This is a genomic window from Jannaschia sp. Os4, assembly GCF_016820245.1.
GTDB lineage: Bacteria > Pseudomonadota > Alphaproteobacteria > Rhodobacterales > Rhodobacteraceae > Jannaschia.
On record NZ_JAFCAR010000006.1, the window covers coordinates 99,369 to 117,846 of the forward strand.

Here is an 18,478-nt window from a genome sequence, read left to right on the forward strand (position 1 = left end):
CGGCCCGGTGGCCGCCTCCGCCCCTCCGGTTCGCGCGATCCTGCCGCCACGCGCGCCGCGCCGCTACCGCTTCGCGCTGACGCCCTTGGCGGACGCGATGTTCCAGTTGCTGATCTTCTTCATGCTGGCCTCGTCGCAGGTCCCCTACTCGCTGCTCACCCTCAAGCCCGGCACCCCCGCCGGCGCCGCCGCAGCCGCGCCGTCCGAGGCCCCCGCGCCGGTGGGCGAGACCGCGCTGTGGTCCATCGACAGCGGCGCGGTCGTGGCGGGCGGCCAGCGGTTCGGCTTCGACGCGCTGCCGGACCTCGCGGGCGCCCTCGTCGCGGCGGGGACCGAGCGGGTGGTGCTCGTGGCCCGCCCGACCGCGCGGGTGCAGGACCTCGTCGCGGTGGCCGAGGCGCTGACCGGGGCGGGGATACCCTCGGTCGCCGTCACGCGGGCGGGCGCCCCGTGAGCCGCCTGCTCCCCCCGCGCCGCACGCCGCCGATCCTCGACGTCTCGCTGGCGATCGTGAACATCGTGCTGCTGCTGATCTTCTTCTTCCTCGCCACCGGGCGGCTGCTGAACCCCGTGGGGCCGGACATCGACCTGTCCGAGACCACCGACCTGCCGCTCGACATCCTGCCCTCGCCGATCCTCGTGGTGGCGCCGGACGGCGGCTGGCGCCTCGACGGGTCGCCCCTCGCGCCCGAACTGCTCGAGGCGGCCGTGGCCGGGTTCGAGGAGCCGCCGCGCCTGCACCTGCTGATCGACCGCGGCGCCCCGGCGGGCGCGCTGCTCGACGTGGTGGGGCGCCCCGAGCTGGAGCCGGTCGAGCTGCGCCTCGTGACGCTGCACCGCCGCGCGGTGGCGCGGTGAGCCGCCTCACGGGCCGCTCGGAGAGCGGGGGGCACTGGGCCGCCGCCTCCGCGCTGTCCTTCGGCGTCCACGCCCTCGGCCTCGCATGGGTGCTGGGGATCGTGCCCGACCTGTCGCCCGCGCCGCCCCCGCCGCCGCGCCAGACGGTCATCACGCTCGCCCCCGCGCTGGAGTTGCCGCCCGAGGCCGTGGACGCCGCAGCCCCGACCATGGGCGAGGCGGAGGCGCCCGCGCCGGAGACCGCCGCGACGGCGCCCGAGGCGGGGGCCCTCGCCCCCGCGGCGGCGGAGGCGGTGGCCCCCACCGCCGAGGTGCCGCGCCTCGCCGGGACCGAGGCCCCGACCGCGTCCGAGGCCGCGCCGCCCGCCCCCGCCGCGACCGCCGCCGTCCCCCGCGCCGCCATCGCCCCGGTGGAGTCGCTGGGGACCGCGGCGATCGCCTCGCTCGCCCCCGTGGCGCCGACGGCCGCCCCGGTCGGGGATCCCGCGCCGGCCCTGCCCTCCGTCGCGCCGCCCGCCGCATCGGCCGGGGCGGCGGAGGTCGCCGTGCTGCCCAGTGCCCTGCCGCCGGCCCCGGCGCCCGCCGCCCCGGCCGCCCCCGCGCCCGCCGGGCCGCCGCCGGACCCCGCGCTGGTCGCCTTGATCGAGCGCATCCGCGCCCGGCTCGACGACGCCTGCCTCGTGGCCCTGCCGCGCCCGCAGGCCGACCCCCTCCCCCCCTTGGTCACGACGCTGACCGACCGGGACGCGACCGGGGCCGCCTTCGCCCGCGCCGTGCTGTCGGATCCGGGACTGCCGGTGGAGCACCGGGACCTGCTGGTCGACGCGCGGCAATGCCCGGCGCTGACCTTCCTGCGCGGCGCGGCGCGCTACCCGGCCTTCGCGCTGGACCTGTCGCTCGCGCGCTCGCAGCTGGCCTCGGGCGAGGTGCTGAACGGGCGGATCGACGGGGCGGCGGGGGCCTACACCTCGCTGCTGCTCGTGGACGACAACGGGGTGGTGCAGGACCTGCGACGCTTCCTGCGCTTCTCGGGCGGGCGCGCGGAGTTCTCGATCCCGATGACCCGCGACGGTGCCCCGCGCGAGACCCAGGCGCTGCTGATCGCGCTCGCCACGCCGGGGCGGCCCGACGCCGTCGCGCGACTGGCCGGACGGCTGGCCGAGGAGGTGTTCCCCGCCCTGTCCGCGCAGGTGGACGCGCGCGCGCGGCTCGCGGTGCAGGCGATCGATGTCCGCTAGGGCGTGAGCTCGAAGCGCGCGACCTGCGCCACCGCGCCGGCCTCCGACGCCTCGGGGAGCAGGCGGTCCGCGAGGGCGGCCATGTCGGAGCCCGGCACCAAGGTCGCGGCGGCCACGAGCGGGTCGGGCGAGGCCAACGCGACGAGGAGTTGGGGCTGCGGCTCGGCCACCCCGGCGGCCGCGAGGGTGAAGGCGAACAGGAGGGAGCCGTCCGCCTGCGGCTCCAGCCGGGGCGAGAGGTCGTAGGTCTCGCCGTCGCTCGTCACCAGCAGGAGGGCCACGCCCCGCCCGCTCGCGCCGGAGACGCGACCGAGGACCGTCCCGCCCTGCGCCACCTCCGCCGCGTCGAGCACGAGGGCCGGGGCCGTCCCCCCGCGGCCCTGCAGGCCGCGCGCGACGGCGAGGGCCGGGCACTGCGCCGGGGCCACGCGCTGCCGCACGAGGGCGGGCGCCACGCCGAACGCCTCGCCATAGGCGTCCGCGAGGCCCGGCGCGGCACCCTCGCGGTCCGCGAACACCGCGATCCGGCCCGCATCCGCGCCGGCGGTGACGCGGGTGGCGTAGGCGCAGCCCGAGACCGCGCCGGCGAGGAAGCCCGCGCGCGTCGCCGCGTCGGGCGGCGGCGGGACGAAACCCGCGGGCGCGGGGTCCGGCGCCCCGCCGGGGTCGGGCGCGGCGACCTCCACCGGCGCGGCGGGCGCGGGGAGCGGCAGCCGGTCGCGCAGGAGCCACGCGCCCCCGCCGAGCGCGGCGAGCAGCGCCAGCAGCCCGATCCACGGCCCGGCCCGCCGGGCGGGTGCCCGCGCCGGGGCCGCCTCGGGCGGCGCGGTCGGCATCCGGAACGGCCCCTCGGTCGTGTCCGTGACCGGGGCGACCGGGCGACCGAGGCCCGTGGTGCGGGGCGGGCCCGAGACCGGCGCCGGACGCGCCTGCCCCTGCGCCGCGCCGGGCGGCGTCGCGATGACCGTGCGGTCCGGCGCGGGCGGCGCGGTGACGCGGCCCGGGTCGTCGAGCAGGGCGGCCACCTCGCCCATGGAGGCGGGGCGCGCGGCGGGGTCGGGCTCCAGCATCCGGGCGATCAGCGGGCGCAGCCGCTCGGGGATTCCGTCGAGCGCCGGCACCCGCTCGCGGGCCATCACCGCGTCGGGGAAGGAGCGCCCCATGTCGAGCGCCTCGCCCCGCGCGGCGGCGGCCAGCAGCAGGCCGAGCCCGTAGATGTCCGTGCGCGGCCCGACCTGCCCCCCGTGCAGGCCCAGCTGCTCGGGGGCCACGTAGCGGTACTTGCCCGCGAACCGCCCGAAGAGGGTGGCCTCCGACTTGTCCTCGGCGGTGGCGATGCCGAAGTCGATCAGCGCGGCGCGCGCGACCTCGCCGTCGCGCAGCATCACGTTGTCGGGCGACAGGTCGCGGTGGACCACGCCCAAGGAGTGCGCCTTGCCCAGCCCGATGGCGAGGCGGCGGGCGAGCGTGACCACTTGGTCCAGCGGCAGCGGCCCCGACGCCTCCAGACGGTCGGCCAAGGGCTCGCCGTCGATGTACTGCATCACGAGGCAGTAGCGGTCGGACTCGCGGTGGTGGAAGCTGTCGAGGTAGCGGACGATCGCGTCGTCCGAGAGGTCGAACAGGATGCGCGCCTCGCGGCGGAACAGCCCGACGATGGCCTCGTCCGCCGACAGCTCGCGCAGGATCATCTTGATCGCCACGCGGTTGCCCGTGAACAGGTGCTCGCCCTCGTAGACCTCGCCCATCCCGCCCTCGCCGATCTGGCGGTCGATGCGGTAGTTGTCGTTCAGGACGGTGCCGACGGGCGAGGGCGCGGCGGGCCCCTCCGGCGCAGGGTCGGGCGTGGGCGCGCGCGGCGGCTCGGTCCGCTTCCCGGGCGGGCCCTCGGGATCCTCCGGACGGGTCATTCGGCCGCGAGGTCGCGCGCCGCGCGCACCACGACGCAGGTGACGTTGTCCACCGCGCCCGCCGCCAAGGTCTCCTCGACCAGCGCCTCGCAGATCGCCTCCGCCGGGCCGCCGCCGCGCAGGCGCTCGGCCAAGGCGGCGTCGCCCACGTGCTCGGTCAGCCCGTCGGAGCAGAGCAGGAACAGGTCCCCCAGCGCGACCCGTCCGCGGGCCACATCGCAGGTCGGCGGGCCGGTCACGCCCACGGCGCGGGTGATGACGTTGCGCCGGGGCCACGTCGCGGCCTCCTCGGGACGCAGCGTGCCCGCGTCGATCAGGTCCTGCACCTCCGTGTGGTCCGTGCTGACCTGCGACAGGACGCCGTCGCGCATCCGGTAGAGGCGGCTGTCCCCAGCCCACGCGCAGGCGAACTCATCCTCGTGGACCATCAGCGCGACGACCGTCGCCCCCACGGTCCCGCCGAGCTGCGCGGCACGGGCGGCGATGGCGTGGTGCGCGCCCTCCAGCCGCTCCAGCACCCGCGCCTCCAGATCCTCCAGCGACGCGGCGAGGCCCACGGAGTCGAGCGCCGCGACGATGGCCCCGCTGGCATAGTCGCCGGCCGCATGGCCCCCCATGCCGTCGGCCACGGCGAAGAGCCCGAGGTCGGGGCGCGACAGGGCCGCGTCCTCGTTGTGGTCGCGCACCCGCCCGGTATCCGTGCGGAACGCGGCCTCGAACCGGTCAGCCTGCATCGCCCCGCCCCGTCATCACCCATGCCAGCGCCCGCCCGTCCGGCAGCCCCGTCGCCGAGACCACCCGCGCGGCATCGCCGCCCGCCGTCCACCAGTAGCTGCGCGACTGTGTGGCGCGCGCCATGTCCTCCGCGGCGATGTCGGACAGGAGGCCCGCCACGTCGCCGCTTCCGTTCATCGCCCAGAGCAGGTCCTCGACCGGCGGGGGGGCCGCGTCGCCCGGCACGGGCGCGTCCGGGTCCGCGCGCACCGCGTCCAAGGCCGCCTCGAGGGCGTCGAAGGCGGACTGATCCGCGTCGAGCGGCGGCGGCGCGATGGCGCCCGCGCCCCACGCGATCAGCGGGTAGCGGCGCCCCACCCTGTCGCGCGAGGGGGCCATGACGCCGGAACGCCCTTCGCCCAGCACGCCGCCGCCCAGCCAGAACCGCACCGGGCGGGCCGCGTCGAAGGCGTCGGCCCAAGCTTCGCCCGCCTCGGCGCGCCACGCCCCGAGCGCCCCGTCGAGCCAGTCCTGCATCGCCGCCTGCAACGGCTCCGCCACGCCGCGCGAGACGAAGTCGCCCAAGCCGGGATGCTTGCCGAACCAGCCGAACCGCAGCGCGTCGTCCACCGGGCTCAGTCCAGCGACTGCGGGCATTCGAACTCCCGCAGCTCCGGCATGGTGAAGGGGTTGGCGATGGCGTTGATCGTGAAGTCGTAGGTGATGTTGCGCCCGCCGATGGTGAAGGTGGCCCGGGTCGTGTCGCCGTTGCGTGTCTTGCCCGTCGCCGCGTCCAGCAACTGCATGAAGGTCCACGCGCTGCCGGTGAAGCCGACGGTGGACGGACGCCCGAGGTCGGGCAGCAGCTGGATCGCGGTGGCCGAGCCGGTGCCCGGCCAGACCACCGTCTTGGGGATCTCGTAGCGCACGGTCGGCACGCGCTGGTCGTTCACGATCAGCACCGCGCTCTCGACGGTGACGTGGTTGTCCACCTGCTGGACGGAGATCTCCACCTCGGGCTTGGTGCCCCCGCCCGCGAAGAAGGCCTGCCGGATGCGCTCGGCCCGGTCGAACTGGCGCAGCGCGCCGGGCGACAGGCGGCCGGCCAGCGGGCCGTCCTCGCGCCAGCGCAGGCCCTCGGAGGTGCGCTCGGCATGGGGGGCGAGGAACTCGGTGTAGAAGCGGTCCATGTCCCCGTTCGGCCCGAAGAACCGCGCGAAGTTGTCGATCGACAGCGCCCGCGACGAGTCCGAGAACGGGTAGCTCGGCGCGATCGTGTCGCGGCAGAAGAAGGTGATCTGGTTGGCGAGGGCGCGGTTCATCGTCTCGATGTTCGCGTCCGTCGCGCCCTGCCGGAAATCGGCCTCCGCCTCGTTGACGAGCGCGGCCACCTCCGTGGGCAGCTGGCTGTTGTAGCGGGTCAGCTCCGACAGGATCTGCGGCAGCAGGACAGCCGTCTGCTCCGGCGAGGAGCGCCCGGCCGCGAGCGCCGTCCAGACCGAGCCGAGGTTGCCGAGCACGGCGTCGATCGGCCGCTTGCCCGGCTCGCCCGACAGCAGGACGGACCAGTCCTCGTATTCCTCGGCGATCCGCTCGATCGGCGTGACGAGCCCGTCGCCGCCCCCGCCGGACGCGCCCGCGACGCCGATGCGCCCGCCGCCCCCGCCGGAGGTGGCCGCCTCCATCAGGATGCGCTGCACCCCGGTCGAGCGCGAGCGCACCCGCTGCAGCACTTGGCTGCCGACGTTGCCCGCGATCCCCTCGGCGTCGACCCCGCCGGCCAAGGCGTCCGGGGTGAGGCCCTCCAGCCCCTCCAGCTCGCGCGTGACCTGGGTCTCGGTGTCGACCGCGCGCACCAGCATCAGCAGCGGCGAGGAGATCTCGGAGGCCAAGAGCCCCAGCGTCTCGTAGCGCGGCGCATCGGCCACGAGGCTGTTGAGCGACAGGTTCCCGAGCACCGCGTCCCACGCGGCCTTGTGACCCCGGCGGTAGCGGTCGAGCAGGGTGCGGTCGAGCGTCCCCATCCGGGCCTCGAACTCCTCGGAGGCGGCGTCCTCGCCCAAGACCCACTGGTCCGCGCGCAGCCGCTCGGCCACCTCGTCCAGCGACGGGTAGAAGTAGGCCCAGAACCCCTCGTAGGTGTAGAGCGCGGGCACCGTCAGGCGGGACAGGTCGGTGCCGTCGCGGGTGCTGAACACGCGGTCCGAGCCGCCGCCCGCCGCCGTCTCCAGCGACCAGTCCGGCAGGCCCGCGCTCGCCACGCCGTCCTCGATCAGCGCCCATGCCTGGTCCGCCGGGGTCAGGCGCGTGATGGCGCCCCGCGCCAGCGCGATGGTCGCCTCGTCGATCTCGACCAAGGGGTCGCGCACGTCGTCCAGCTCGAGCATCGCGCCGAGGTGGCGCATCAGCGCCTCGCGCGTGTCGAGCCCCGCCAGCCCGTCGTAGATGGCGCGCCACGTGTCCTCGAACCACGACAGGATGGCCCCGTCGTCCGTCCGCCCGCCCTGCGCGCCGAGCAGCATGTAGACCTTGAGCGCGCGGTAGATCTCCGTCGTGTCGCCCCGGCCGACGATCAGCGGCATCTCCTGCTCCAGCGACAGGATCAGGCGGGGGCGCAGCATCCGCTCCAGCGCGTCGGAGTAGGCCACCTCCGAGGCGTCCTCCAGCCGGTCCCGCTGCCCGAGGCCCAGCCCTTCCCAGACGGGGGAGTCCGCGTCCGTCCCGTAGCCCGCGGGCATCGCGCGCAGGTCGTCGAGGATCGGCAGGATCGGCTCCAGCCGGGTGTCGTCGATGATCTGGCGGTCGATCTCCTCGCTGGCTTGGCGCGCGTAGGACGCGGCCTCGGCGCGCGCCACGTCCACGAGCGAGGCGTTCCGCCAGTAGGACCAGCCCATCCCCGCCAGCGCGGCGGCCGCCAGCACCGTGACGGCGGTGAAGCCCACGCCCCGCGCGACCGCCTGCCGCCGCACCGCGCGGCGGTCGTGGGAGACCCAGTCGCGCTCGGCGAAGATCACCTTCTCGAGGAGGTCGCGCAGGAAGAAGGACTTGCCCTTGCCGGACATGAAGCCCGTCCCGAAGCCCGCCGCGCCGTCGTCGATCGCGCCCAGCACCTGGTCGATCGGCGTCCCCTCCTGCGTGCCGGAGGCGAAGTAGAATCCGCGCAGGATCGCGTTCGACGTGTAGCGCGTCGGCTCGAACACCCGGCGCAGGAAGTCGGACACCCCCTCGCGCAGCATCGCCATCTGGCCGGGCAGGCCGAAGATGGCGATCCGGCTGATGCCGTCGGGCTCCTCGTTGAGCCGGTCGATCACCTCCTCCGAGAGCCGCCCCACCAGGCGGTCGAACTCGGCGGGCACCGCCTCGTGGGTGAGCGCCTTGCGGTCCTTGGTCTGGAAGGTCGTGCCCCAGACCGCGTTTCTGCGCTGCAGCGAGAACGAGCCGAAATACTCCCGGAACCCCGCGACCAGGTCGGCCTTGGTGAAGAGGACGTAGACGGGGAAGTCGACCTTCAGCGTCTCGTGGATCTCGGCCAGCCGGGCGCGCACGGTCTCGGCGTGGCGGGCCACGTCGTCGCCCATCACGTCCTCGATCGACAGCGCGAGGATGACGCCGTTGATCGGCTGCGAGGGCCGCGTCCGCTTGAGCAGGTCGAGGAACGCCCGCCACGAGGCGCCGTCGGCCTCGGCGTGGCTGTCCTGCGTGGTGTAGCGACCGGCGGTGTCGATCAGCACCGCGTCCTCGGCGAACCACCAGTCGCAGTTGCGCGTGCCGCCGAACCCTTCCAGCGCCCCGCCCGTGCGGTCGAGGGGGAACTCGATCCCGCTGTTCTTCAGCGCGGTCGTCTTGCCCGCGCCCGGCGGCCCGATGATGACGTACCACGGCAGGTCGTAGAGGTATGTCCGCCCGCCCGCCTTCTTCAGCGTGGCCAGCGCCTCCGTCATCCGCTCGGCGAGGACCTTGCCGTCGCCCACCGGCTCGACGGGGACCATCGCCTCCTCCAGCTCGCGCGCCGCCCGGCGCCGCTTGAGGAACCGCACCAGCCAGACCGTGAACACGATCCCGAGGATCGTCCCGATCACCGTCGCGCGCAGCCAGACGGTGCCCATCACCACCACGCCGGTCATCGGGAAGCCGATCCACACGGCTACGCACAGGCCGATCAGGCCCAGCACCATCAGCACCGTGCGGAACCAGCCGTGCTTGAAGAGCTTGCGGAACAGGCGGCGCATCATCTCAGAAGGTCCCCTCGCGCGCGATCGACACCTCGACCCGCCGGTTCTGCGCCCGGCCCTCGGGCGTCGCGTTGTCGCCGATCGGATCGGCCTCGCCCCGGCCCACCGACTCGACGCGGGCGCCGTCGGACAGCAGCGGCCCGATCACCGCCTCCACCGCCTCGGCGCGGGCGACGGACAGGTTCAGGTTGGTCTGGGGCTGGCCGACGCTGTCGGTGAAGCCCTCGATCCGGATCGGGCCCGGCTCGGCGTCCAGCACCTCGGCGATGCGGGCGGCCACGGGCGCGAACTCCGCGCGCAGATCGGCCCGCCCGCTGTCGAACAGCAGCAGGTTGCCCACGCGCACGTAGATGAAGTCGCCCTTGGACCCGACCTCCACCTCGCCCGCCGCGATCTCCGGCGCGAGGGCCGCGCGGATGCGGTCGAGCTGCGCCTGCGGGGCGACGAAGGGGGTGGCGGGGCCGGACCGCTCCAGCGCGACGGAGACGTCCGTGGGATGCATCCGGTAGAGCGCGTTGGCGACCTCGCTCCCCTCGCGGTTCAGCAGCGTCGAGAGCGTGGCGAAGAACCCCACCACGAGGACGGCGGCGAGGCCCGCGTAGGCCCAGACGGGGATGCCCCCGAACCGCCGCCTGCCGCGCAGGATGACCGGCGCCCACATCGGCGAGACGTCGTCGTCGGGGCGCGGCTTCACGCGGCGCAGCGTCTCGTAGATGGCGTGGCGGATGCGGGCCAGCTCCGTCGCCCCGTTGGGCCGGGTGCGGTACTCGCCCTCGAACCCGAGGCTGAGGCAGGTCAGCATCAGCTCCAGCAGGTCGTAATGCTCGGCCGGGGCCTGCATCGCCTTCTCGGCCTCGTGGAAGAAGCCCACGCCCGTGTCGCGCGTGTTGAAGAAGCGCGCGGCCATCGAGTACTCGGCCCATTGGCCGCGGTCCGCGCCGGGCAGGTTCTGCACGATGTCGTCCGCCGTCCCGCAGAGCGCGTACTTGGCGACCTCGACCGTCTGCGGCGGCAGGCCGGCGGCGGAGGCGGCGCGCTCGAAGGCCACGATCTCGTGGTAGACGTGCTCCATCAGCGGCGCGGCCTGCATCTCCACGAGGCCGGTGCGCAGCCGCCCGAACAGGATCAGCAGGTTCGCGGCGGCGGCGACAAGCGGGTTGGACGAGCCGCCCGCCCCGAGGCCGGTGCCCCGCATCGCCTGCTCCAAGGTGATGCGCGGGGCCGCACCGCGCGGCGCGGCCTGCGCCTCGCGCGGGGTCATCTCCGGGAAGAACCCCTGCCCCTCCGACCCGGCGGGCCGCCCGATGCCGCCGCCCGCGCCCGGCCCCATCCCGGCGCCGAGCCGCGTGCCGAAGCCCGGCCCCGATCCGGCGGCGCCGGCGGGCGGGGCCTGCGGCGCGGGCGCCGCCGGGCGCCCCGCGACCGGGCCGCCGACCCACGTGCTGTCCTCGGGCGCGACGCCCGCCCCGATGCGCGCGCCGCTCGACGGCGCGGGACCGCCGCCGATGACCGTCCTGTCGCCGCCCGCGCCGCCGGGCGCCCGTCCGAACGGGTCGGGCCGACGCCCCGCCCCGCCGCCGAGGGCGGGGCCACCGATCACCGTCTTGTCGCGATCGTCGCGCCCGGCCATGTCACTCGGCCTCCGGGATGGCCCAGAGCTCCAGCTTCAGCTCCGGCCAGTCGCCCGCGAAGTGCATCCCGATGGCGGGTGCGGTGGAGAACTCGCTCCAGAGCGGGGTCTTCTTGTCGAGCAGGAAGTAGACGTTGGACGGCACCACCCGGATCTGGCGGGGCGGGTTGGGCAGGTGCACGAGCCCCACGCCCGGCAGGTTGTTGCGGACGATCTCGCCCATCCGGGTGTTGGGGCCGACCTTGGCGAGCTGCGGGAACTGCGACTGCACCTGGGTCATCGGCTTGGCGCTCTCGACCTCGACGACGAAGGAGGCGTTGCGGAACAGGTGCCGGTCCTGGACCTCGGCGATGTAGCTGTTCTGGCGCACCTGCCGCAGGTCGAGGCGCACCGCCCGGCCCACGTCGCGGCTGAGCAGGCGCTGGATGTCGCGCACGACCGGGCCGAAGCCCGCCTTGGGGTCGTGGTGGTCGTAGGCCGCGTAGGCGGGCGCGAGGCGGTTGGCGTTGTCGAAGGTCGACAGCTCCCCCGCGAGCCCCACCAGACGCTCGAACAGGTGCTCGGGATGGACCGCGTGCAGCCCCGCCATGTGGCGCAGCACGCCCACCTCGCGGTTGAGCGTCATCAGCATCAGGTAGTCCGCCGCCTGCATCCCGCCCCCCGCCGAGGGGTCCGAGGCGTAGCGCGACAGCGTCTCGAGCTTGGCCTCGATCCAGCCGACGACGCGGCTGAGGTAGCCCAGCAGGACCGGGTGCGCCGCGAGCACGAGGGCGGGCGGCGGCAGCGTGTCGTCGAAGGAGACCACCCCGTCGCGCACCTCCGTGATCGCGGCGAGGCGCAGGCACTGGTAGCCCGGCCGGGGCGTCTTGCGGACCGCCAGCTCCAGCCGGGGCACCGCGATCTCCAGCACCTGCTCGGAGCGCGTCCCGCTGGCGTCGTCGGCCACGGTCTCGGTGGCGAGCGCGTAGCGCGTCACCGCCCCCTCCCCCTCCGGCCCGACCTCGCGCCCGTTGGGCGAGGCCTCGGGAAGGGTCAGCCAGACCGACAGCCCCGCCGCGTCCTCCGGGCAGGGCACCGCCACGGGCAGCGGCCCGGTCTCGGGGGCGTCGAAGGGGGTTCCGTCCGGCATGATCCCCGCCACGCGGCGCAGGCCGATCTTGCCCTGCTGCGCGAGGTCGCGGTCCAGCGCCATCTCGGCCAGGCCCCACGGGTAGGGCGACAGGTGGCGCAGCCGCGCGTCCAGCAGGTGCCGGACGTTGCGGTCCGCCTGCTGGAGATGATGCGGCTGGAGGAACAGCCCCTCCTTCCACGCGACCTTGCTGACCAGCGACATGCGCGTCCCCTCTCTGCGCGCCCGCACGGCGGCGGACGCGGATCCCTCTCACCCGGCGGGCGTCACCACTGCCACCGGACCTGCCCCGTGATGCCATAGCTCGACAGGGAACTCGACTGGCGTGCGTCGATCCGCGCCGACGCGCTGAACTGGCGCCCGCGCGACCCGTCGAGGATGCGGACGTAGTTCACGCCTACCGACACCTCGCCGTAGCTCTCGAGCGGGCTGGAGGTCAGCGTCCGGTCGTTGGCCGGGTCGACGGCGTCGTCGAACCGCGACACGAGGTCGTCGGAGAAGTCCGCGTAGTAGGTCCCCGTCGCGAAGTAGTTGAGCGCCGACTTCCCCGAGGCCGCCACCTGGGTGCGCGACACGGTGCTGCCGAGGAAGGCGAGCTTCTGGTCGTAGGATTCGAGCGTCAGCGTCGAGCCGTCGTCGAAGTCCAGCGTCCCGCCATCGGCCTTGGTGTAGCTGAAGCCCGCCGTCGGGACGACCGTCCAGCCGCTCTCGCCCACGGGGAAGGACCGGCTGACCGAGCCCGACAGCGTGATCGCGTCGACGTCGAGCTTCTGGTCCGTCAGCCCCAGCGCGAGGCCGGCGGCCGCGCGGTTGTTGAAAACGAACTCCGTCTGCTCGGCCCGCAGCTGCAGGTCGCCGACCAGCGGCCCCCGCGCCCCGGTGACGTAGAAGCCGAGATACTGCTGGTCGAAGTCGGAGGTCGTGACGCTGTCGACCACGTCGGTCTGCGCCCCGCCCAGCTGCGCGAGCTGGAGCACCTCCTGCGTGGTCGAGCCGGTGTTGACCCCGGCCGTCGCCCCGAAGGCCAGGTCGAACCCGCGGATCGCCCCGTTGAAGCAGGCGAAGTCGCCGCCGATCTGGAGGCCTTGGTAGGTCGCGTCCACCGTGCTCGGCAGGTCGTTCGTGCCGTCCGTGGTGCTGCCCGTCGCGTCGGCCTGGCCGGCGGTGAGGCGCGACCACGCGCCCGCGCCGCAGGTCGGCTCCTGCGTCGAGGCGAGGCCCACCACGAAGGGCGAGGTCGGGCGGTTCACCAGCGCCCCGATCAGCGACTGGGTCAGCGCGACGTTGCCCGCGATCCCGCCGATGGCCGGGTTGAGCTGGCTGGTCAGCAGCAGGTCGCCCGCGCCCACGTCGGGCCGCAGGACGTAGACTTGGCGGGCCGAGACCGGAAGCTCCGTCGCCGGGTCGATGCTGGCCGAGATGTCGCTGCCCGCCCGCCCGTCGATCAGGACGATCCCCCGCGAGAGATCCGCCGTCGTCCCCTCGTTCAAGAGGTTGAAGGACAGCAGGTAGTCGCCCGTGACCGCGCCCGTGGACACGACGCGGTCGCTCGTGCCGCCGTCGAGGTCGAGGTCGAAGGCGAGGGTCAGGCCGTCGCCCGCGAGGCGCGGGACCGTCAGCACGTCCGTCGTCGCCCCGTTCTGGAGGTCGATCGTGCCGGTCCCCGAGAGCGTCCCGCCGAGGATCGCGGGCCCGCTCCCCGAATAGGAGAGGCCGCCGTCGATCCGGGCGCTGCCGGTGACGAAGCCGTCCGGCCCGAGGACGAGCGTGCCGCCCGCCGCCGTCTGCGCCATGCCGTCGAGCGTGCCCTCGATGGTCAGCGCGCCCTCGCGCTGCAGCAGCCGTCCCGCCGCCAGCGTCTCGCCGGCCCCGATGGTCCGCGAGACCGAGTTGTCGAACGTCCCCGTGATCGAGACCCCGTCGGCGAGGGTCAGGGTCGACCCCTCCCGCGCCGTGAGGTTCCCGTCCACGCCGGTGTCCAAGGTCAGCGTGCCGCTGTTGGCGACGCTGCCCGTCACGAGGCCCCCGAACGTCGCCTCCCCGAGGTTGATGACGTCGCCCGTGGTCGCGCCCGAGACCGTCAGGTCCGCGCCCGCCCGGTTCGTCGTGCCGCCCGACAGGCCCACCACGTCGATGGTGCCGCTGTTGTCGACGGACCCGCTCGCCAGCGTGCCGCCGGTCAGGCCGGTCCCGGCAAGGACGGTCGTCTCCCCCGCGACGGTGAGCGTGTCGTCCATCGTGACGGCGCCGCCCTCGACCGAGAGGTCCCCGCCGACCGTCACCGGCCCCGTCAGGCTGGCCGTGCCGCCCGTGTTGACGAGGTCGCCGCCCACGTCGCCGGACAGGGCCAGCGTCGCGGCGTTGGTCACCGAGCCGGTCACCCCGCCGCCCAAGGTGGCGGTCCCGGCATCGTTCGAGACGGATCCGTCCAGCCCCGCCGTCACCGTCGCGGTGCCGGTGTTCGACAGCCCCGTCCCGCCGACGGTCAGCTCCGCCGCGTCCGAGGTGAGCGTCCCCGCGTTCTCCACGCCGCCCGCGACGTCCAGCGGGCCGCTCACCGTCGCGTCGCCGTCGTTCTCCAGCGTCCCGCCGATGGCCCCCGCGAGGGTCGAGTTCCCGGACAGGTCCGCGTCGCCGTCGATCTCGCCGGTCAGCACGACCGTGCCGCCGCCCTCCGAGGCGACGTCGCCGCGCGTCCGGCCCGCCACGTCCAGCGTGGCACCGTCCGCCACCGCGACGTCGCCGGAGGCGAGGTCGCCCGCCGCGGTGATCGTCGTCGTGCCGCCGGCCACGTCCACGCCGCCCGACGCCAGCTCGCCGTCGATGGTGGTCGCGCCGGTCGAGGTCAGCGTCCCGCCGATCGCGCCCGACGCGGTCAGCGTCCCGGCGTTGGTCACCGGCCCCGTGATCTCGCCGCGGTTCGTCGCGGTCCCGCCCGCGAGGTTCTCGAGCGCGCCCGTCAGCGTCCCCGACGCGGCGTTGGTGAAGCTGCCGTCGGACGACAGGGCCGACATCGTCACCTCGATCTCGCCGCGGTTCGTCAGCGTGCCCGAGTTGGCCAGCGCCCCGGCCTGCAGGGTCGCGCCGGTCCCCACGGTGGCCGTGCCGGTGTCGGTGTTCACGAAGCTCGACACGTTGGTCAGCGCGTTGCCGTCCGTCACCGACAGCGACCCCGCGTTGGTCACGCCGAAGCCCCCGGCGTCCACCTGCGCGGCGACGGTCACGGTGCCGGTGTCCTCGTTGTCGAGGCCACCCGTCAGCGTCTGGTCGGTGTCGAAGGTCAGGTTGCCGGCGTTCTCGATCCCCCCGATCAGGACGACCCCGGTCTCGACGGTCGAGCCGGCCTCGAGGCGGATCGTCGTCGCCCGCACCGTGAACGTGCCCGTGCCCTCGGAGCGCAGCACCCCCGTGCTGGCCAGCTCCAGCCGCACGGCGCTCAGTTCGATGTCGTCGGAGGAGTCGCCCTCGATCGTGCCCTCGTTGACGATCGTGCCGACGTTCGGCGCCAGCGCGAGGACCGCGGCGTCGCCGGTGACCGTCACCATGGTGCCCGCCCCGACCGTCAGCGCGCCCAGCATCGCCCCCTCCGCGAGGGTCGCCTCGCCGCCCGTCAGCGTCAGCGACCCCACGGTCCCGGCCACGGTCGCGCTGCCCGTCGAGGTCACGCCGCCGGTCACGGTGCCGCCCGAGCGCACGTCCAGCACGTCGTCGTTCACCAGCTCGCCCGACGCGAAGCCCAACGTGCCCCCGTCGGCCACCGTCACGGTGCCCGCGTTCGTGAGGTCGCCGGTCTGGGTCACGTCGCCCGTGACCTCCACCGTCGCGCCCGCTCGGTTGGTCAGCGCGCCGGTGCCGCCCCCCGCCAGCGTGACGGCGGAGGCGTTGTCCACCGTGCCCGTCAGCGTCGCGTCCACGGTCAGCGTGGCGTCGTTGTCTATCCCGCCCGTCACCGTGGACGCGCCCGACACGGTCGCCGTGCCGCCGCTGTTCGTCACCGTGCCGTCCACCGTCCCCGCGAGGTCCAGCGTCCCCGCCGAGGCGACGTCGCCCGTGACCGTGCCGTCGATCTCGGTGACCGCGGTCGGGTCGGCCACGTCGCGCAGGTCGCCCGTCAGGCTCGCTCCGCCCGCCACGGTCGTCGTCGCCCCGGCTTGGGTGTCGATCCCGCTCGCCGCCGTCGCCGCGCCGTCCACCACGACGACGTTCCGGTTGGTCAGCGCGCCCGTCACCGTGCCCGCCAGTTCCACCCGCCCGTCGTTGCCGACCGCGCCGGTCAGCGTGCCGTCGATGTCGAGCGTGCCCGTGGCCGCGTTCGTCACGAGCCCGCCCGCCGAGAGCGCGCCCGTCACCGTCAGGTCGTCCGTGTTGGTCGTCGTCCCGGTGATCGAGGCCGTGCCCGTGACCTCGCCCGTGCCCTCGTTGCGCAGGTCGCCGTTCACCGTCCCGCTCAGCGCGAGGGTGTCGGTCGACGTCACCAGCGGCGCGGTCACCGCGCCCGCGATGGTCAGCGTGCCGCCGTTCGTCAGCGACGCCGTCGTCAGCGCGCCGCCCGAGGAAATCTCGAGGTCGCCGTCGCCCTCCGTGGCGCCGGTGACGGTCGCCGCGCCCGCCACCTCGGTCGCGCCGCCATCCGTCTCGAGGTCGCCGGTCACCGTCCCGCCGTTCAGCGTCGCCGTCCCCGACGTCGTCGTGAGCGGCCCCGCCACGGAGCCGCCCGCGTTCAGGATCACCGTGCCGCCATCGGCCTCCACGCCCGCCCCGCCGGTCGAGAGCGCCGCGTTCAGCGTCAGCGTCCCGCCCGTGGCCACCGCGCTGGCGGCGGCGGTCGCCGCGTCGATCACGAGGGCGCCGCCCGCCACGTCGATCGCGCCGGTCACCGTCAGCGGGTCGGTCGCCGTCGCAGTGCCGCCGTTCACCGTCAGCGCGCCGCCGATGGCGTTGCGCAGGCTGCTGTCGGCCCCGACCGCCACGTCGCCGGTGATCCGGGCGTTCGCGCCCGTCATCGTCACGCCGCCCGTCCCGGCGACGTCGCCGTCCAGCGTCCCGCGCACCGTCGTCCGCCCGGTGTTGGCCACGCCGAGGCCCGGCCCGAAGGACAGGGTGACGCCGTCGTCCACCGTCACCGCGCCGAGGTTCGCGATGGACTGCGCGAGCGTCGTGTTCCCGTCGAAGGTGACCGCCCCGCCCGTCCCGGTCGAGACCGCGCCGGTCACCGCCGCACCGCCGCCCGGCACGCCCGCGCCGTTCACGCTCGCGGTGCCGGCCGTCACATCGAGGTCCCCGTCGATCCGCCCGTCGAGGTCCACGTCGCCGGTCCCCGTGACGGTCGCCGTCCCGTCGAGCGTGCCGTCGACGTCGAGCGTGCCGCCCTCCACCTGCGCCGCCGCCGTCAGCGTCTGGCCCGAGGACACGACCGTGGTCGAGCCGGTGCCGGTCGTGCGCGCCGTCGTCGCCGTGACCGCGCCGTCGATGGTGGTCGTGCCGCCGCCCTCGGTCACGAGGGTGCCGACGGTCGCGCCGCCCGCCGTCGCGGTCGCGGCATTGGTCACCGTGCCGGTCACGTCCGCGTTCACGTCGAGGTTCGCCCCGCCCTCGTTCGAGACGTCGCCCGTCACCTGCGCGTCCACGATGGTCCGCGAGCCCGCCCCCGTCGCCGTGAGGCCCGCCGTCGCCGTGAGCGCGGCGTCCACGGTGGTGGTGCCGCCCGCCCGCGTCGTCACCAGCCCCGAGATCGTCCCGCCGCCGAGCCGCGCCGTCGCCTCGTTGACCAGCGTGCCCGCCAAGTCGCCGTCCACGTCGATCTCCGCCCCGGCGAGGTTCTCCACCCCGGCCGTCGCGGTGAGGGTGCGCGTGGCCTCGACGGTCGTCGACGCGCCCGCGCCCGTGTTCGTCAGCAGCCCCGTGACCGTCGCGTTCCCGTCGACGTCGAGGTCGCCCCCCGCGTCGTTCGTGAAGGTGCCGCCCACCGTGCCCGACAGGTCGACCGTGCCCGCGTTCACCACGTCGCCGGTCCCGCCGCTCGCCGCAAGCACGTCGCCGTCGAGGTCGAGCGTCCCGGTCGCCGCGACGTCCACGTCGCCCTCGACGTCGCCCGTCGCCGCGATGGTGGTGGCGCCGTCCGCCTGCACCTCGACCGAGCCCTCGACGGTGCCGGCCACCGTGTTGGCGCCCTGCATCGTCGCCCGCAGGTCCCCGGTCAGCCGCGCGCCTTGGGCCACGGTCGCGGTCGCCCCCGCGCCCGTCGTCGTGAGCCCCGAGGTCGCCGTCAGGGCACCGTCCACGGTGGTCGCCCCGCCCGCCGTCGTCGTCACCAGCCCCGACACGGTCCCGCCCGCCAAGGTGGCGAGGTTCGCGTTGTCGACCGTGCCCGTGATGCTGCCGTCGAGGTCGAGCGTCCCGCCCGCCTGCACGTCGACGTCCGAGGTCAGCGCCGCGTCCACGTCGAGCAGGGCGTTCGTGACGTCCGTCCCGCCGGTGACCGTGCTCGTGCCGCTCACCGTCGTGGTCGCGCCCGACACCGTGAGCGCGCCCGTAATCGTCCCCGCGAGGTCGGTCGTGCCCGCGGTGCCGACGTCGCCCGTGATGGACCCGTCGAGGTCGAGGGCGCCGTCCGTCCCGACGGTGACGCCCGAGGTCAGCGCCCCGTCCACGTCGAGGGTGCCGTCCGTGACGGTGGTGCCGGCCGACACCGACGCCGCGCCGTCCACCGTGGTGGTCGCGCCCGTCACCTCCAGCGTGCCGGTGATGCTCCCCGCGAGGTCGCTGTC

Annotated in this window: 10 protein-coding genes; 3 read left to right on the forward strand and 7 right to left on the reverse strand. The window is 75.1% G+C overall.

The genetic code is table 11. The features are described 5' to 3' along the window. The first annotated feature begins 7 nt into the window (after positions 1–7). From JQC91_RS17315 to JQC91_RS17325, 3 genes are read left to right on the forward strand one after another with little or no spacing between them, the layout of a single operon-like run. The gene (locus JQC91_RS17315; RefSeq protein WP_203288827.1) at positions 8–454 is read left to right on the forward strand and encodes a biopolymer transporter ExbD; all 447 of its coding nucleotides are present in this window, start codon (positions 8–10) and stop codon (positions 452–454) included. Continuing rightward, the gene (locus tag JQC91_RS17320) at positions 451–858 is read left to right on the forward strand and encodes a biopolymer transporter ExbD (RefSeq protein ID WP_203288828.1); all 408 of its coding nucleotides are present in this window, start codon (positions 451–453) and stop codon (positions 856–858) included. The genes JQC91_RS17315 and JQC91_RS17320 overlap by 4 nt, the downstream gene beginning before the upstream one ends. After that, positions 855–2,096, forward strand: coding sequence for a hypothetical protein (locus JQC91_RS17325; RefSeq protein WP_203288829.1), 1,242 nt, complete (start codon positions 855–857; stop codon positions 2,094–2,096). Before JQC91_RS17320 ends, JQC91_RS17325 begins: the two co-directional genes overlap by 4 nt. On the opposite strand, the gene JQC91_RS17330 is transcribed toward JQC91_RS17325, so the two are convergent. From JQC91_RS17330 to JQC91_RS17360, 7 genes are all read right to left on the reverse strand, one after another. Beyond that, positions 2,093–4,006, reverse strand: coding sequence for a serine/threonine-protein kinase (locus JQC91_RS17330; protein ID WP_203288831.1), 1,914 nt, complete (start codon positions 4,004–4,006; stop codon positions 2,093–2,095). The two genes, JQC91_RS17325 and JQC91_RS17330, sit on opposite strands and share 4 nt — an antisense overlap. Then, positions 4,003–4,740, reverse strand: a complete 738-nt coding sequence (locus JQC91_RS17335) for a protein phosphatase 2C domain-containing protein (protein ID WP_203288833.1) — start codon at positions 4,738–4,740, stop codon at positions 4,003–4,005. Before JQC91_RS17335 ends, JQC91_RS17330 begins: the two co-directional genes overlap by 4 nt. Beyond that, the gene (gene tagF / locus JQC91_RS17340) at positions 4,730–5,377 is read right to left on the reverse strand and encodes a type VI secretion system-associated protein TagF (protein ID WP_203288835.1); all 648 of its coding nucleotides are present in this window, start codon (positions 5,375–5,377) and stop codon (positions 4,730–4,732) included. The genes JQC91_RS17335 and tagF overlap by 11 nt, the downstream gene beginning before the upstream one ends. After that, a complete protein-coding gene (gene tssM / locus JQC91_RS17345) occupies positions 5,356–8,952 on the reverse strand; it encodes a type VI secretion system membrane subunit TssM (protein WP_203288837.1) in 3,597 nt (1,198 codons plus the stop codon). The genes tagF and tssM overlap by 22 nt, the downstream gene beginning before the upstream one ends. Before the next feature lies 1 nt (position 8,953). Further along, positions 8,954–10,582, reverse strand: coding sequence for a type IVB secretion system protein IcmH/DotU (gene icmH / locus JQC91_RS17350; protein ID WP_203288839.1), 1,629 nt, complete (start codon positions 10,580–10,582; stop codon positions 8,954–8,956). A gap of 1 nt (position 10,583) precedes the next feature. Beyond that, positions 10,584–11,915, reverse strand: coding sequence for a type VI secretion system baseplate subunit TssK (gene tssK / locus JQC91_RS17355; protein WP_203288841.1), 1,332 nt, complete (start codon positions 11,913–11,915; stop codon positions 10,584–10,586). Between the two features lie 62 nt (positions 11,916–11,977). Next, complete coding sequence (locus JQC91_RS17360; RefSeq protein WP_238941663.1) at positions 11,978–18,439, reverse strand: hypothetical protein; 6,462 nt, start codon at positions 18,437–18,439, stop codon at positions 11,978–11,980. Positions 18,440–18,478 lie beyond the last annotated feature (39 nt).